Source organism: Ottowia sp. oral taxon 894, from assembly GCF_001262075.1.
GTDB lineage: Bacteria > Pseudomonadota > Gammaproteobacteria > Burkholderiales > Burkholderiaceae_C > Ottowia > Ottowia massiliensis.
Genome location: NZ_CP012073.1, coordinates 55,918 through 71,436 on the forward strand (window position 1 = coordinate 55,918; position 15,519 = coordinate 71,436).

Consider the following 15,519-nt stretch of genomic DNA (forward strand, 5'->3'; position numbering starts at 1 on the left):
AGATACTTCATTTAATACATATATTCATCATCCATTTTATAAACATATAAACAATACACAATAAAATGACGATTAATGCTTCATTTTTAAACCCATAAAACATGGCCAATAGAAAATAGTCATTTTTAAAATATGATAATATGATAATATTCATTAGAAAATAAACGGCAAGAGAAGCAATAATACAATATCTGAGACCTTCTTTCCAGTTCATTCCAAACATCTTCATGATGAAGCAGAGTAATACAATGCAGGGCATCATTACTGCTGTCCCCGTCACTCCAAAAAATGCAGTATCATACATTAAGTTTCTTTTTGCATATCCAGACAACACCAAAAGTATAAATGTAATAAACATCCTGCTAACAATATATAGCAGCGTCAATCTCATGGCTACAGACATATTGCCACCAATTATTTTACCTACCAATATTTAGTCTTAAACCAGTCTGCATGAATACGATAAGGTGCACTCGTCTCGTGCGATGTTTCAATTTTCCAAGAGGCTAAAATAATCCCAAGGGTTATGATATCGATCACGCACATAAAAATGCAAACTACAGGATCCATGAAATTCTCCAGTATTGCAGACCAAACTTCCATAACACGTTCCCTTATTGAATAAATCTCCATTTCCAATTGGTTCTAGGCAATTTCCATCATCCGTTACATTATACTTCCCATCATATTCGTGAGCATTCATGCTTGCGTGAATAGGCCCAGTTGTGCCGCTACCGGGTTGAAACCGTAGGCTTTGGTCATTTGCTCCTTTTCATCGGCTTCGGCCATCAGACCCTGTTCGCTGTAGATGTAGTGGGTGGTTCTGGTGTTTTGCCCTTGCCTGACGGTCTTGGCAATCCTTCGCCCAAAGGGGTCATGCCGGTAGCTGGCTTCGATTTGCGGCTCGCTTTGGCCTTGCTCTGTGCTGGCATACCGGATCAGCCTTTCGGCTGCGTTGTATTCGTATTCTTTGCTCTCGAGCGCGTTGCTTTCCTTTTGCGTGTGCCCTTGCGTCGTGCAGCTCTCTTGTGTTTCTACGCCCGGGTTGCGCTCAAAGGGCGTAGTAGCGGGTGTTGCCGCCTGCATCTACTCTCTGAGTGAGCCCCCCGGCTTTGTCGTAGGCGTAGGTGTTGGCGCCGCCCAAGGGGCGGGTTTCCTTGATGAGGCGGCCCGCCTTGTCGTATTCATAGGTGTGGCGATGGCACAGCGCATCGGTGACGCTGAGCAGGCGCCCATGTGCGTCCCAGCTTTGCCGGGTGACACAGCCTAATGCGTCGGTGGTTTTTATGAGACGAGCCAAGGCGTCGTATGTTGCTGCGCGCCGCCGGGCAGGCTGACGGCAATGCGGTATTCGCGGCGGATGTGTTCGTAGCCGACTTCGTATTCGGTTTTGCGCCCCGCTTCGTCAGTGAGGCTGTGCACCCGGGCGATCAGGCTCGGGCGGTTGAGCGCCGAGGCATGGTCGCACGGACCGGACATGGGTGCAATGGCGCTGCTGCCGCTTCCTCCTGCGCTTGCGCTGCCGCCAGCGTCGCGGCCGTAACTCTCTTGTAGATGCGGTCAGCCCGCCCGATGGCGATGATGGGCACAGCTTGCCCGGGTGAGGCGCTCATGCAGGGCGCGCTTCTCAGGCTCAGGTCTGCCCATGCGTCGTTCAGGTACCACCGGCCCCAGCTCCAGGTGCGGTTGATGACTGCGCGCCCTCCCGCTGTCTTGACGGCCAGGTCCTGCGTGCTTTCCGTGTAGTCCTGATTGGGCATGAGAGGCTTCGGTTGGGCGTTCGTGACGGGCAGAGGCTGGCTGTGGCGGGATGAGGCGTTGCCGCATCAAAGTCAGGAGCAAATTTGAAGGGGCTGAAAACGGCTTTCGCGCACGTTCCACTAGGACATCATGCTATGAATAGCAGAGCGAAACAAACCCCTGGTTTGAAAGCCTGTTTTCCGCTCAAGCCTTGGCCAGCATCAGCCGCCTGTATTTGGCCCAGAGCGTGGCCTGGTCTTCCACATGGTTGGGGTCCAGCGGGATGCAGTCCACGGGGCAGACCTGGCGGCATTGCGGTTCGTCAAAGTGGCCCACGCATTCGGTGCATTTGTGGGGGTCGATTTCGTAGATTTGCGCGCCGGGCGTGATGGCGCCGTTGGGGCATTCGGGCTGGCATACGTCGCAGTTGATGCATTCGTCCGTGATGAGGAGGGCCATGGCGCGCGTTTGCTTTGAAGGGTTGGGGGTAAGCGCTGCGGATTATCCGGATGCCGATAATCCCCGCCCTTTGCGCAGGTTCTCTGTGCAAATGCCTTCCCACATGTTTTTCGCGGCATGACTTTCTATCTCATCAAGCGCCTGCTGGTCACGCTGGCTACGCTGCTGGCTGCCAGTGTGGTGGTGTTTGCCGTGCTGGAGGTGTTGCCGGGCAATGCCGCCCAGGTGCTGATGGGGCCGGATGCCGATCCGGCCGCCGTGGCCGCCAAGGCGGCCGAGCTGGGGCTGGATGCGCCCGCGCCCGCCCGCTATTTGCAGTGGATGGGCGGGCTGCTGCGCGGCGACATGGGGCTGTCTTATGCCTATGGCACGCCCGTGGCCGAGCTGGTGGCCGAGCGGCTGCAAGTGACGGCTCCGCTGGCGCTGATGGCCATGCTGCTGGCTTGCGCGCTGGCGCTGGGCGCGGGGCTGTGGGCGGCGGCGCGCCACGGGCGCTGGAGCGATTGGGCGCTGATGACGCTTTCGCAAGCGGGCATGGCCGTGCCCGGCTTTTGGCTGGGCATGCTGCTGGTGCTGCTGTTTGCCGTGCGGCTGCAATGGTTTGCCGCCGGGGGCTTTGAGGGCTGGTTTTTTGACGAAGGCTGGTTCAGCGGCCTGCTGGCGGGGCTGCGCGCGCTGTTGCTGCCCGCGCTGGCGCTGGCGGCGGTGCAGGCGGCGGTGCTGGCGCGCTTTGTGCGCTCGTCACTGCTGGAGACGCTGCGTGAAGACTACGTGCGCACGGCCCGCGCCAAGGGGCTGGGGCGGCATGCCGTGCTCATGCGGCATGCGCTGCGCAACGCGCTGGTGCCCGTGGTCACGGTGGCAGCCATGCAGTTTGCCGAGCTGCTGGCGGGCGCCGTGGTGGTGGAAAACGTGTTTTACCTGCCGGGCCTGGGGCGGCTGGTGTTTCAGGGCATTGCCAATCGCGATTTGGCCGTGGTGCGCAATTGCGTGATGCTGCTGGCGGGCATGGTGGCGCTGATCAACCTGGCGGTGGATGCGTTGCACGCCCTGATTGACCCGCGCCTGACCCACGCGCGAAGGCTGCGTGCGCCATGAAGCGCTTTTCCTGGATGGCCTTGCACGCCTTGCCGCCCACACTGCTGGCAGGCGGCGCGCTGACTTTGCTGGCGCTGCTGGCGGCCCTGCTGTCGCTGGTGTGGCTGCCCTGGCCCATTGACGCGGTGGACATGAACCACAAGCTGCTGCCGCCCAGTGCGGCGCACTGGCTGGGCACCGATGCCTATGGGCGCGACGTGGCCGCGCTGCTGCTGGCGGGCGCGCGCGCTTCTTTGGCCGCCGCAGCGCTGGCCGTGGCGCTGGGGCTGGCGGCGGGCGCGGCGCTGGGGCTGCTGGCGGCGGCCCTGCGCGGCTGGGTGGAGCAGGCCGTCATGCGCGTGGCCGACTTCGCCTTTGCCTTTCCGGCCATTCTCACGGCCATCATGCTGGCCGCCATCCGGGGGCCGGGGCTGGGCGTGGTGGTGCTGGCCGTGGGCATTTACGGCATACCGGCCTTTGCCCGCGTGACCCACGCCGCCGCCAGCCAGGCCTGGGCGCGCGAATACACGCGCGCCGCCCGCGCCCTGGGACTGGGGCCGTGGGCCATCACCTGGCGGCACGTGCTGCCCAACATTGCCGCGCCGCTGACGGTGCAGGCCACTTCGCGCTTTGCCACCGCCGTGTTGGCTGAAGCGGCCCTGTCTTACCTGGGCCTGGGCGTGCAGCCGCCGCAGCCCAGCTGGGGCCGCATGCTGGCCGAAGCGCAATCGCTCATGTTCGACGCGCCGCTGCTGGCCGTCTGGCCCGGCCTGGCCATTGCGCTGACCGTGCTGGGCCTGAACCTGCTGGGCGACGGCTTGCGCGACGCGCTCGACCCCCGCTGCCAAACCCGGCCAGCGTGAGCGCTTGTCTGCAATCTGCCTGTGGGCGCGAACAGCGCTGGACCGGGCGGTTGGTCATCTGCGCTTGGCCGCCCATCCCGATTCGCCGCCCTCACGGCCAGGCTGTGATTACGGCGCTTGCAGCGCGCGCAGCAGCTTTTGCCCCGCCCGCCCCGTGACGGGCTGGCCCAGGCGGGCCTGCTCGGCGCGAATGGCCTCGCGCGTTTGCGGGCCGATGCGGCCATCGGCGCTGCCAATGGCGTGGCCGCGCGCCAGCAGCAGGGTTTGCAGCTCGCGGTTTTGCGCGCGCGTCAGGCCCGGGTCGTCCGTGGGCCAAGGGGTGGCGAAGCTGGCCAGGGCGTCATCAGCAGGCGTTTGCGGCTGGGCCAGCAAGTCAGCCAGGCGGGCGATGGACAGGGCGTAGTTCTCGCTGGCGTTGTAGCTGTAGAGCGCGTTGAAATTGCCGCCGACGAGAAAGGCCGGGCCGCCGCCTTGCTTGCGCGCGGGCTGAATCAGCCCGGCCTTCGCCAGCGTGAAAGGCAGGGGGCTGCCGTCGGGCAGGGTCAGGCCGTCTTGCGCCCATTCGGCTGTGGAGCGCTGCGTCTTGCGGCTGTAGCGGCTGGCGTCGTAGCCGGGGGGCAGACGCACCTCGTAGCCCCAGGGCTGGCCGCTGCGCCAGCCCGCGTTTTTCAGAAAGCGCGCGGTGGAGGCGAGAGCGTCGGGCACGCTGTCCATGAGATCGCGCCGGCCATCGCCGTCAAAGTCCACCGCGCTGCGCAAGAAGGTGCTGGGCATGAACTGCGTGTGGCCGAAGGCGCCCGCCCAGGAGCCATTCAGCCGGTCGGCGGCGATGTGCCCTTCCTGCACGATGCGCAGGGCGGCGGCGAATTCGCTGCGAAAGTACTCCTGCCGCCGCCCAAAGCATGAAAGCGTGCCCAGCGAGCGCAGCAGGGGCCGCCCGCCCAGGTTTTGGCCGAAGTTGCTCTCCACGCCCCACACGCCCAGGATGACGGGCGCGGGCACGCCGCTTTGGCTGGCGATTTGCGCCAGCTCGGCCTGCCAGCGCCCGGCGGCGGCGCGGCCATCAGCCAGACGCTCGGCATCCACCAGCATGGCGATGTAGTCCCAAGGCGGCAGGGTGAATTCGGGCTGGCGCTTGAGCAGCGGCAGCACCGTGGCATCGGGCGTGAGGGAAAGGGCGTAGCGCTCGAAAGTCTGCGCGCTGATGCCCTTGAAGGCAGGCGCGGCCTGCAACTGACGCAGGCAGCGCTGGAATTCGGCTTCGCTCAATTCAGGCGGCGCTTCTTCGTCAGGCGCGGCGCTGGCCTGGATGGCCAGCAGGGCGGATGAAAGAGCCAGGCAAGAGACGAGCGAACGGGCCAGGAAGGCGGACAAAGGGCTGTTTTTCATGCAAAAAATGGTAGCAGCCCGGGCAGGCCGCGCCAGCGCTTGCGGCCAGCCCGGCGCGCAAAACCTGCTTTGAGCCGCTTTTTCAGACCGGCCTTGGCGTTGCATGCCAAACGGATATCAAACACCCAGCGCGGCTAAACATGACAAATGCAGCCAAACGCGCGGCCAGTCTGTAGACAGGCGCTGACTGCGGCAGTAGCCCTGCTGATTAAAAAAGAGGAGCAAATCCAGAAGGTGAAAAATGGCTGTTGCGCCGGTTTTACTAGGACATCATGCTATTAATTCGAGAGCTAATTAATAGTCAAATCTGTGTGAAATTTCCTTCCCCCAGGGCCTATTCAAAGGCTCCCCGAGAAATAAAAAGCTGGGAAGACAAGAAAGAAAAAGGACCCAAGCGATATCAGCTGTGAATGGCTTGAGCGCATCCACCTCTTGTTGATAGGCGCACGCAAGAGCATCCAAATCTGGTTTGAAGTCAATGCACAAGGCCTTAGCCGCTTGAGCAAGCTTTAAAAAATCAGCTGGCGCGGCCCGCAAGAGATTGGAGCGCGGCGCTTCAAAGGCTGCTCTTGATCGTGGATACGCAGAGGAATGCGGAAATAGCAAGACGCAAACCGCAGACGGGCCTTTATGGCGCTTTTGCTGCCTATCAAGGCGTTTGCAAGGCCGCAGGCCGCCCAGGTTCGCGCTTTTCGTGTCTAGGAACGGGCTTCTTTGAACAAGGCTCTCAGGCAGTCTGGCCGTGCCGCTGCATGGCGGCGCGGATGAAAGCGTTGAAGAGCGGATGACCGGCCCAGGGGGTGCTTTTGAATTCGGGGTGGAACTGCACGCCGATGAACCAGGGGTGCTCGCTTTGGGGCAGCTCGATGATTTCGGTGAGGTGCTCGCGCTGGGTGAGGGCGGAGATGACCAGGCCCGCTTCGCGCAGCTTGTCCAGGTATTTGGTGTTGGCCTCGTAGCGGTGGCGGTGGCGTTCGGTGACGGTGTCGCCGTAAATCTGGTGGGCGAGGGTGCCGGGCTGCACGTCAGAGGTTTGCGCGCCCAGGCGCATGGTGCCGCCCAGGTCAGACTGCGCGTCGCGTTTTTGGATGCTGCCGTCGGCGTCTTCCCATTCGTCGATGAGGGCGATGACGGGTTCGGGCGTGTGCGCGTCAAATTCGGTGCTGTTGGCGTTTTTCAGCCCGGCTTTGTGGCGGGCGTATTCGATGGTGGCCACTTGCATGCCCAGGCAAATGCCCAGGTAGGGCGTTTTGCTTTCGCGCGCGTAGCGGGCGGCGCAAATCTTGCCTTCCACGCCGCGCGAGCCGAAGCCGCCGGGCACGAGCACGCCGTCAAACCCGGCCAGGCGCTCGGCCACGGTTTGGGCGGTGAGGGTTTCGGAGTCGATGTAGCTGATTTGCACCTGCACGCCATTGACCAGGCCGGCGTGGCGCAGCGCCTCGTTCACCGATTTGTAGCTGTCGGAGAGATCGACGTATTTGCCCACCATGGCGATGCGCACGCTGCCTTTGGGGTGGTTGATTTTGTGAACCAGGCTGTCCCAGCGCTGCAAGTTGGCGGGGCGGGTGTTCAGGCGCAGCTTGTCGCAGATCAGGCCGTCCAGACCCTGCTCGTGCAGCAGGCGGGGCACTTTGTAGATGGTGTCCACATCGGGCATAGAGATCACGCCCCAGAGCGGCACGTTGGTAAAGAGCGAGATTTTTTCTTTTTCGTCCTGCGGAATGGCGCGGTCGGCGCGGCAGAGCAGGGCGTCGGGCTGGATGCCGATTTCGCGCAGTTTTTGCACGGTGTGCTGCGTGGGCTTGGTTTTCAGCTCGCCTGCGGCGGCGATCCACGGCAGGTAGCTCAGGTGCACGAAGGCGCTGTTGTTGGGGCCGAGCTTGAGGCTGAGCTGGCGCACGGCTTCCAGAAAAGGCAGCGACTCGATGTCGCCCACGGTGCCGCCGATTTCGCAGATGGCCACTTGCACGGCGTCAGGCGTGCCGATGCCCGCGCCGCGTTTGATGAACTCCTGGATTTCGTTGGTCACGTGCGGGATGACCTGCACGGTTTTGCCCAGGTAGTCGCCCCGGCGCTCTTTTTCGAGCACGCTTTGGTAGATGCGGCCCGTGGTGAAGTTGTTGGCCTGCTTCATGCGCGTTTCGATGAAGCGTTCGTAGTGGCCCAGGTCCAGGTCGGTTTCGGCGCCGTCGTCGGTGACGAACACTTCGCCGTGCTGGAAGGGACTCATGGTGCCCGGATCGACGTTGATGTAGGGATCGAGCTTGATGAGGGTGACTTTGAGGCCGCGTGATTCAAGAATGGCAGCCAGCGAGGCGGCGGCGATGCCCTTGCCCAGGGACGACACCACGCCGCCGGTGACGAAGACGAATTTGGTCATGTCGGGGTGAGATGCGAAGGCGGCGGGCCTTCGCCGGGGTGGAAATTGAAATTATAGGAAGCGCCCTTTTGCGCAACGCTTGCCAGCCTTTGCCGCCAGACGAGCCGCAGCCAGCTCCATTGGCTGACGATTGATCTGCCAGCAAGCGGCCTGCTGGCCTTGCCGCTGGCGCGCTACCCGCCCCGCGCCTGCCGCGCCCAGGCTGCCGCGATGGCCTGCGCCAGCTGCTGCGGCGTCTGGCCCTCGCCCGTGGCAATCGCCTGGCGGCGGGGCATGCTGCGCAGCCAGGTCAGTTGCCGCTTGGCGAGCTGGCGCGTGGCGGCAATGCCTTTTTCGCGCAGTTCGGCCAGCGGCCAGTTTTCTTCCAGCGCCTGCCAGGCCTGGCGGTAGCCCACGCAGCGCATGGCGGGCAAACCGGCATGCAAATCGCCTCTTTGGCGCAGCGCCCGCACTTCGTCCACAAAGCCGTTTTGCAGCATGGCCTCAAACCGCGCGGCAATGCGCGCGTGCAGCCAGGCGCGATCGGCTGGCTCCAGCGAAAACAGGTGCTCCTGGCTGTAGCCCAGCGCGTCTGTCGGCTCGCCATCATCAGGCTCAGGCGCGCGGCGCGCCTGGGCGTGAAAGCTGGATAGGGGCCGCCCCGTGGCGCGCCACACCTCCAGCGCGCGCTGGATGCGCTGGCTGTCTGCCGGGGCCAGGCGGGCTGCCGTAGCCGCATCCACCCGCGCCAGTTCGGCGTGCAACGCGGGCCAGCCGCGTTCGGCGGCCTCGGCCTCAATCTGGCGGCGAATGTCTTGCTGCGCGGCAGGCATGTGGTGCAGCCCTTCGGCCAGCGCCTTGAAATAAAGCATGGTGCCGCCAGCCAGCAACGGCAGCGCGCCGCGTGCGCGGATGTCGGCCATCAGCGCCGTGGCATCGCGCGTGAAGTCGGCCGCGCTGTAGGCGTGCAGCGGATCGCGCACGTCCAGCAAGTGGTGCGGCACGCCGCCGCGCTCGGCCAGCGTGGGCTTGGCGGTGCCAATATCCATGCCGCGATACACCAGCGCCGAATCTACGCTGATGATTTCCGCCGCCTGCCCGCGCGCGGCCAGCCAGTGCGCCAACGCCACAGCCACGCCCGTCTTGCCGCTGGCCGTGGGGCCGGCCAGGGCGATCAGAGGCAGGGTGCAGGCAGCGGGCATGGCGGAGGAAAGACGGATGGAAAGGCGATGGAAGCAAAGCGGCTATCAAAATCATAGCTGCCCGCGTCCCTTTCATCAGAACCTGCTCAAAGTCTCTTCCAGGAAATGAGAAGCTCATGGGATCAGAAAGGAAAGTGATCCGAGCAACATCAGCCGCGAGAAAGCTTGCAGTTTGTTTGTCTTGCCTTCTCTGAGCCTGGGCAGCAGGTAGCATCCGCCGCTGTTTGCGGGCATGGCGGAGCGCTGGCCTTCTGCCGTCCGCCATTGGTTTCTGACGGAGTTTTTTGAATGCACATCCCCCCGGCTGCGCCTGGCGCGCGCGGCAAAGTCTGGTTCGTCGGCGCGGGGCCGGGCGATCCGGAACTCATCACCCTCAAAGGCCAGCGCCTGCTGGCGCAAGCGGGCGCGGTGCTGTTTGCCGGTTCGCTGGTGAACGAGGCTGTGACGCGCTTTGCCCCGGCGGGCTGCGAGGTGCGTGATTCCAGCCGCATGGCCTTGCAGGAGATGACCGATTGGCTGACCCAGCAGGCGCGCCGCCACGCCACCGTGGTGCGGCTGCAAACGGGCGATCCGGCGCTGTATGGCGCGCTGATTGAAATGGCCCGGCCTTTGAGCGCGGCGGGCATCGAGTGGGCAGTGGTGCCCGGCGTGTCGTCGGCCATGGCGGCCATGGCGGCGGCGGGCGAGTCGCTGACGCTGCCCGAAGTCACGCAGACCGTGGTGCTGACCCGCGTGGCGGGCCGCACGCCCATGCCGGAAGGCGAAGATCTGGCGGCGCTGGCCGCGCATCGCTGCACGCTGTGCATTTTTTTGTCCATCACCTTGCTGCACAAGGTGCAGGCCGCCTTGCGGCAGGCCGGCTGGGCGGAAGACGCGCCCATGCTGGTGGTGCACAAGGCCAGCTGGGCGCAGCAAGAGCGCATCGTGCGCGGCACGCTGGCCGACATCAAGGAGCGCTGCCGCCAGGCGGGCATCGCCTCGCAAGCCATGATCGTGGCCAGCCCCACGCTGGGCGCGCTGCACTGGCCCGATCTGGCGCATTCGCGCCTGTATGACCCCGCTTTCACCCACCGTTTCAGAAAGGCCAGCGCATGACGGCTGCATCTTCTTTTTCTCACACGCATGGCGATCTCATTCTCGTGGTCGGCCACGGCTCGCGCGAAGAGGCGGGCAACCAGGAAGTGCGCGATTTCGTCGCCCAGTGGCGGCTGCGCCACCCCGATTGGCGCATTGAGTGCGGCTTCATCGAATTTGGCCGCCCCGCGCTGGACGCGGCCCTGCTCGAAGCAGGGCGGCAGGCCGCGCGCGTGATCGTGCTGCCGCTCATCCTCAATGCCGCCGGGCATGTGCGCGGCGACATTCCCGAAGCCGTGGCCCAGGCGCGCCGCCAGTGCCCGGACACGCTTTTCCTGACCGCCCCGCACCTGTCGGCCTGCCAGCCCGTGCTTCAGGTTTTGCAGCGGCGGCTGGCGCAGGCCATGCTCACGCTGGACATGCCTGACCCCGCCACCACCGGCATCATCTTGCTGGGGCGCGGCTCTTCCGACATGCACGCCAATGGCGACATGGCGCGCATGGCGCGCTGGCTCTACGAAAGCGAGCCGGGGCACGAGCTGGTTGATCTGGCCTTTACCGGCGTGACCTGGCCCAGGCTGGAGCGCGTGGCGCAGCGCCAGGCCCGCCTGGGCATGGGGCAAATCGTGGTGCTGCCCTATTACCTGTTCACGGGCGTGCTCATGCAGCGCATTCAGCGCCAGGTTCAGCACCTGCGCGCCCAGTACCCGCAAATACGCTTTGCCTATACGCCGCACTTTGGCCTGGAGCCTGAAATCTTCAGCCTGCTGGAGCGCTACACCAGCGACTTGCGCGAAGGCCGCCCCTGCCTGCCCCACGACGGCAGCGCCCCGCGCCCCGCACTGGCGCACGGCCATCCGCACGAACACCCGCATGAAAGCAACGGCCGCCACGGCCATCACCACGGCCATCACCCTCACGATGGCAATGCCCCTGACCACCCGCAAGGACCCGACGCATGACCACCGCCCCCGCCCCAGCCAATACCGTGACCGAGCAGCTCACCCGCGCCGGGCAAAGCATCGAGCACGGCAGCTTCGCCATCATTGACGCCGAAGCCGGCCCGCACAGCTACACCGCCGATCAGTGGCCCATCGTGCGCCGCATGATTCACGCCAATGCCGACTTTGAATTCAACGGCCTGACCGAATTCCACCCCCGCGCCACCGAAGCGGGCCTGCAAGCCATCTTGCGCGGCGGCGCGCCCATCGTGGCTGATGTCGGCATGATTTGCACGGGCCTCTCGCGCCCCCGGCTGGAGCATTTCGGCCTGCGCACGCACGAATTCATCAACGACGACGACGTGATCGAAGCCGCCCGCCGCGAAGACACCACCCGCGCCGTGCAGGCCATGCGCAAGGCGCAGCGCCTGGGCCTGATCGACGGGGCCATCCTCGCCATTGGCAACGCCCCCACCGCCCTCATCGAAATCGTGCGCATGATCCGCGAAGACGGCGCGCGCCCGGCCCTGGTCATTGGCATGCCCGTCGGCTTTGTTTCCGCCGCCGAGTCCAAAGACTTGCTGGCGCAAGTCAGCGAAACGCCCTGGATCATCATCCGTGGCCGCAAAGGCGGCTCCAGCCTCGTGGTCGGCGCCATCCACGCCCTGCTGGCCCTGGCCGAAGCGCGGCAGAAGGCGGCGGCCTGATCCCCCGAAGCGCTCCTGAAGCCGCCCGCAGTCCGCCAGAAGACATCAGAAACAGGAGCAAATTCAAGGGGGCTTAAATACCGTTCTGCGCAGATCCCACTAGGACATCTCGCTATGAATAGAAGAGCAAAAAACCGCGCAGCCTGGCTGGCGCGGCTATTTGCTGTTCGCTGCTCTCGCCCTTTTGCCGCTCTCTTTTTTCCGGAAACAGGGCTTGAGCAGGTTCTGTGGCCCTTTCCAGCGCCTCTGGTTCAGGCGCCGAAGAAGTTCTTGAGCCGGTCGGTCCAGCTTTCTTCGCCGGGGGAGTGTTTGTTGCCGCCTTGCTGGAGGGAGGCTTGCAGTTCGCGGAAGAGCTTGCGCTGCTGCTCGGTGAGCTTGACGGGGGTTTCCACGCGCACGTGGCAGTACAGGTCGCCCTTGATGCTGGAGTTCAGGCCCTTGACGCCTTTGCCGCGCAGGCGGAACTGTTTGCCGTTTTGCGTGCCTTCGGGGATGGTGATGACGGCCTTGCCTTCGAGCGTGGGCACTTCGGTTTCACCGCCGATGGCCGCCGTGGGGAAGCTGATGGGCACGATGCAGTGCAGGTCGTCGCCGTCGCGCTCGAAGATGTCGTGCTTTTTCACGCGCACTTCAATGTAGAGGTCGCCGGGCGGGCCGCCGTTCACGCCGGGTTCGCCGTTGCCGGTGGAGCGCAGGCGCATGCCGTCGTCGATGCCGGCGGGAATCTTGATTTCCAGCGTCTTGTGCGTTTTGACCTTGCCCTGGCCGTGGCAGGTGGAGCAGGGGTCTTCGATCAGCTTGCCGCTGCCCCGGCAGTGCGGGCAGGTTTGCTGCACGCTGAAAAAGCCCTGGCGCATTTGCATGACGCCCTGGCCGTGGCAGTGCGGACAGGTTTTGGCGCTGGTGCCGGGGCGCGCGCCGCTGCCGCCGCAGGTGTGGCATTCGTCCCAGCTGGGCACGCGGATGGATTCGTCTTTGCCGGCAGCGGCTTCTTCCAGGGTGATTTCGATGGCGTAGTTCAGGTCGGCGCCACGGTAGATTTGCCGCCCGCTGCGCCGCGCGCCGCCAGCCATGCCGGCCGCGCCGAAGATGTCGCCAAAGATGCCGCCAAAGGCTTCGGCGAAGTCGCCGCCAAAGCCTTCAGGGCCGCCGCGCATGTTCGGGTCCACGCCCGCGTGGCCGTACTGGTCGTAGGCGGCGCGTTTTTGCGCGTCAGACAGGACTTCGTAGGCCTCTTTGCCTTCCTTGAACTTGGCTTCGGCGGCGGCTTTGGCGTCGTCGCCCTGGTGGCGGTCCGGGTGGTATTTGGAAGAGAGCTTGCGATAAGCCTTCTTGATTTCATCTTCGCTGGCGTTGCGGGGCACGCCCAGGATTTCGTAGTAGTCGCGTTTGGTCGCCATGAACAGGACCTCAATTTCATTGGCAGGGGGAAAGGAAAGCGGCGGCGGGAAAGCGGCGGCAGTCTTGGAATTGGTTCAAGGTTTCTGCCTGCGGGTGCGAAAAATGCGGCCTTGAAGCGCTCTGTGGCGCTGCAAATCCTCGCGGGCCACGAAGCCCGTCTGCGGTTTGCAGCCCATCCCGATTCGCGTTTTCGCCTCCTCACGGCCAGACTCTGAACAGGTTCTTACAAAGCAAAAGCCTCGATGGGCGCGGGCGCGATCGAGGCTTTGCTGCGGGCGCGTTTCAATGTACGCAAGCGCCTGCGGGCCGTCAGTCATCTGGCCGGGTCAGTCTTTTTTGACCTCTTTGACTTCGGCATCCACCACATTGTCATCAGCCGGGGCGGACGATGCGCCGCCGGGGGCTGCGCCCGCTGCGTTTGCGGCAGCCGCAGCGGCCTGGGCGTCGGCGTACATCTTCTCGCCCAGCTTCTGACCAGCGGCCATCAGGGCTTCGGTCTTGCTGTCGATGGCGGCCTTGTCGTCGCCCTTGAGGGCTTCTTCCAGCTCTTTGGCGGCGGCTTCGATTTTTTCTTTCTCGGCCGCCTCGAGCTTGTCGCCGTGCTCGGCCAGGCTCTTGCGCACGGTGTGCAAGGCGGCGTCGCCCTGGTTGCGGGACTGCACGATTTCCAGCTTTTTCTTGTCTTCGGCGGCGTTGAGTTCGGCGTCTTTGACCATTTGCTGGATTTCGGCTTCCGACAGGCCCGAGTTGGCCTTGATGGTGATGGTGTTTTCCTTGCCGGTGCCTTTGTCTTTGGCGCTCACGTGCAGGATGCCGTTGGCGTCAATGTCGAAGGTGACTTCAATTTGCGGCAGGCCGCGCGGCGCGGGCGGAATGCCTTCCAGATTGAATTCGCCCAGCAGCTTGTTGCCGCTGGCCATCTCGCGCTCGCCCTGGAAGACCTTGATGGTCACGGCGGGCTGGTTGTCGTCGGCCGTGGAGAAGGTCTGCGCGTGCTTGGTCGGGATGGTGGTGTTCTTGGTGATCATCTTGGTCATCACGCCGCCCAGGGTTTCGATGCCCAGGGAAAGGGGCGTGACGTCAAGCAGCAGCACGTCTTTGCGGCCGCCGGAGAGCACCTGGCCCTGAATGGCGGCGCCCACGGCCACGGCTTCGTCGGGGTTGACGTCCTTGCGCGGCTCTTTGCCGAAGAACTCTTTCACCTTGTCTTGCACTTTGGGCATGCGCGTTTGGCCGCCCACGAGGATGACGTCGTTGATTTCGCCCACGGAAATGCCAGCATCCTTGATGGCGATGCGGCAGGGTTCGATGGAGCGCTCGATCAGGTCTTCCACCAGGGCTTCGAGCTTGGCGCGCGTGAGCTTGACGTTCAGGTGCTTGGGGCCGCTGGCGTCTGCCGTGATGTAGGGCAGGTTGATGTCGGTGGACTGGCTGCTGGAGAGTTCGATCTTGGCTTTTTCGGCGGCTTCTTTCAGGCGCTGAAGGGCCAGCACGTCGCTTTTGAGATCGACGCCTTGCTCTTTCTTGAATTCGCCAATGATGTAGTCGATGATGCGCTGGTCGAAGTCTTCGCCGCCCAGGAAGGTGTCGCCGTTGGTGGAGAGCACTTCAAACTGCTTTTCGCCATCGACATCGGCGATTTCGATGATGGAGATATCGAAGGTGCCGCCGCCCAGGTCATACACGGCAATGCGGCGGTCGCCCTTTTCCTGCTTGTCCAGGCCAAAGGCCAGCGCGGCCGCCGTCGGCTCGTTGATGATGCGCTTGACTTCCAGCCCGGCGATGCGGCCTGCGTCCTTGGTGGCCTGGCGCTGGCTGTCGTTGAAGTAGGCGGGCACGGTGATGACGGCTTCCGTCACCGGCTCGCCCAGGTAGTCCTCCGCCGTCTTTTTCATCTTACGCAGGATTTCGGCGCTGATTTGCTGCGGCGCGAGTTTTTGGCCGCGCACTTCCACCCAGGCATCGCCGTTGTCGGCCTTGACGATCTGGTAGGGCATCAGGTGAATGTCTTTTTGCACCTCTTTTTCGTCGAACTTGCGGCCAATCAGGCGCTTGACGGCGTAAATGGTGTTTTTCGGATTGGTAACGGCCTGGCGCTTGGCCGTCGTGCCCACGAGGATTTCGCCATCGTCCTTGTAGGCCACGATGGAAGGCGTGGTGCGCGCGCCTTCGGCGTTTTCAATCACTTTGGGCGAGCTGCCTTCCATGACGGAAACGCAGGAATTGGTCGTGCCCAAGTCGATGCCAATGATTTTTCCCATGTTGGTTTCTCCTGTGAATGTCTTTCGGAAAATGTCTGGATGCGGC

The 15,519-nt window shown here is 63.5% G+C and carries 15 protein-coding genes; 5 read left to right on the forward strand and 10 right to left on the reverse strand.

Features of this window, described 5'->3' with window-relative positions:
• Positions 1–7: 7 nt before the first annotated feature.
• From ADJ79_RS00210 to ADJ79_RS00225, 5 genes are all read right to left on the reverse strand, one after another.
• Positions 8–304 (reverse strand): hypothetical protein, encoded by a 297-nt coding sequence (locus ADJ79_RS00210; protein WP_156303900.1) that lies wholly within the window; start codon positions 302–304, stop codon positions 8–10.
• Positions 305–699: 395 nt separating this feature from the next.
• Positions 700–1,086: a hypothetical protein gene (locus ADJ79_RS00215; protein ID WP_050714269.1), complete on the reverse strand. Its 387-nt coding sequence runs from the start codon at positions 1,084–1,086 to the stop codon at positions 700–702.
• Positions 1,052–1,300, reverse strand: coding sequence for a hypothetical protein (locus tag ADJ79_RS12830; protein WP_158241716.1), 249 nt, complete (start codon positions 1,298–1,300; stop codon positions 1,052–1,054). The genes ADJ79_RS00215 and ADJ79_RS12830 overlap by 35 nt, the downstream gene beginning before the upstream one ends.
• Entirely contained in the window at positions 1,285–1,479 is a 195-nt protein-coding gene (locus ADJ79_RS14840) for a hypothetical protein (protein WP_050714270.1), read from the reverse strand. The genes ADJ79_RS12830 and ADJ79_RS14840 overlap by 16 nt, the downstream gene beginning before the upstream one ends.
• Positions 1,480–1,944: 465 nt before the next feature.
• Entirely contained in the window at positions 1,945–2,199 is a 255-nt protein-coding gene (locus tag ADJ79_RS00225) for a YfhL family 4Fe-4S dicluster ferredoxin (RefSeq protein ID WP_050714271.1), read from the reverse strand.
• Positions 2,200–2,316: 117 nt separating this feature from the next.
• Between ADJ79_RS00225 and ADJ79_RS00230 the strand changes: the two genes are divergently transcribed.
• Both ADJ79_RS00230 and ADJ79_RS00235 read left to right on the forward strand, forming a co-directional pair.
• A complete protein-coding gene (locus ADJ79_RS00230) occupies positions 2,317–3,297 on the forward strand; it encodes an ABC transporter permease (protein WP_050714272.1) in 981 nt (326 codons plus the stop codon).
• Positions 3,294–4,139, forward strand: coding sequence for an ABC transporter permease (locus ADJ79_RS00235; RefSeq protein WP_082202733.1), 846 nt, complete (start codon positions 3,294–3,296; stop codon positions 4,137–4,139). Before ADJ79_RS00230 ends, ADJ79_RS00235 begins: the two co-directional genes overlap by 4 nt.
• A 108-nt stretch (positions 4,140–4,247) precedes the next feature.
• On the opposite strand, the gene ADJ79_RS00240 is transcribed toward ADJ79_RS00235, so the two are convergent.
• The 3 genes from ADJ79_RS00240 to miaA form a co-directional block, all read right to left on the reverse strand.
• Positions 4,248–5,528 (reverse strand): lytic murein transglycosylase, encoded by a 1,281-nt coding sequence (locus ADJ79_RS00240; RefSeq protein ID WP_050714274.1) that lies wholly within the window; start codon positions 5,526–5,528, stop codon positions 4,248–4,250.
• Between the two features lie 727 nt (positions 5,529–6,255).
• Complete coding sequence (locus ADJ79_RS00245) at positions 6,256–7,908, reverse strand: CTP synthase (RefSeq protein ID WP_050714275.1); 1,653 nt, start codon at positions 7,906–7,908, stop codon at positions 6,256–6,258.
• Positions 7,909–8,081: 173 nt separating this feature from the next.
• The gene (miaA, locus tag ADJ79_RS00250; protein WP_050714276.1) at positions 8,082–9,089 is read right to left on the reverse strand and encodes a tRNA (adenosine(37)-N6)-dimethylallyltransferase MiaA; all 1,008 of its coding nucleotides are present in this window, start codon (positions 9,087–9,089) and stop codon (positions 8,082–8,084) included.
• A gap of 288 nt (positions 9,090–9,377) precedes the next feature.
• Here miaA and cobM point away from each other — a divergent pair, with 288 nt between their 5' ends.
• The 3 genes from cobM to ADJ79_RS00265 are packed head-to-tail and all read left to right on the forward strand — an operon-like array spanning position 9,378 to position 11,811.
• The gene (cobM, locus tag ADJ79_RS00255; RefSeq protein WP_050714277.1) at positions 9,378–10,184 is read left to right on the forward strand and encodes a precorrin-4 C(11)-methyltransferase; all 807 of its coding nucleotides are present in this window, start codon (positions 9,378–9,380) and stop codon (positions 10,182–10,184) included.
• A complete protein-coding gene (locus tag ADJ79_RS00260) occupies positions 10,181–11,125 on the forward strand; it encodes a sirohydrochlorin chelatase (protein WP_050714278.1) in 945 nt (314 codons plus the stop codon). The genes cobM and ADJ79_RS00260 overlap by 4 nt, the downstream gene beginning before the upstream one ends.
• A complete protein-coding gene (locus ADJ79_RS00265; protein WP_050714279.1) occupies positions 11,122–11,811 on the forward strand; it encodes a precorrin-8X methylmutase in 690 nt (229 codons plus the stop codon). Before ADJ79_RS00260 ends, ADJ79_RS00265 begins: the two co-directional genes overlap by 4 nt.
• Positions 11,812–12,062: 251 nt before the next feature.
• On the opposite strand, the gene dnaJ is transcribed toward ADJ79_RS00265, so the two are convergent.
• Both dnaJ and dnaK read right to left on the reverse strand, forming a co-directional pair.
• Complete coding sequence (gene dnaJ / locus ADJ79_RS00270; protein ID WP_050714280.1) at positions 12,063–13,211, reverse strand: molecular chaperone DnaJ; 1,149 nt, start codon at positions 13,209–13,211, stop codon at positions 12,063–12,065.
• A 327-nt stretch (positions 13,212–13,538) separates the two neighbouring features.
• A complete protein-coding gene (gene dnaK / locus ADJ79_RS00275; RefSeq protein WP_050714281.1) occupies positions 13,539–15,473 on the reverse strand; it encodes a molecular chaperone DnaK in 1,935 nt (644 codons plus the stop codon).
• Positions 15,474–15,519: the final 46 nt, after the last annotated feature.